This window comes from Streptomyces sp. NPDC055078 (genome assembly GCF_053607985.1).
In genome coordinates this window covers 1,821-2,157 of record NZ_JBSGUP010000972.1, presented here as the reverse complement: position 1 = coordinate 2,157, position 337 = coordinate 1,821, and the positions used below count along the sequence as shown (strand labels likewise).

1 pseudogene is annotated in these 337 nt (G+C 73.6%); it reads right to left on the bottom strand.

What is annotated here, in order from left to right:
• Positions 1–96: 96 nt before the first annotated feature.
• Positions 97–337 (bottom strand): annotated as a pseudogene (locus tag ACWF94_RS39270) (SAM-dependent methyltransferase); the annotation flags it as partial.

Here is a 337-nt window from a genome sequence, read left to right as displayed (position 1 = left end):
CCCCTCAGGCGGGTCCGGGCTCTCCGCACGCACACAAAGCGGAATCCGTCGCGGACCCGGATGCCGCCCCCGATGGGGGCCACTGCGCAACACGCTTCAGCCGGGCCGTCTCGCCACCACCAGCCGGCAGCGCGGGCTGCCGTCCGCCCGCCGGCCCAGCTCCGGCAGGGGGCGCAGCTCCACCGCGAAGCCCGCACCGGTCAGCTCGGTCAGCACATCGTGCAGCCGGAAGGTGCGGTAGTACATGACGAACGCGGGCCGCCACAGCGCGTTCCGCACCCGCATCGCCGCGTCGAACACCCACAGCGACCAGTAGAGCCGGGAACCGACCGGGGGA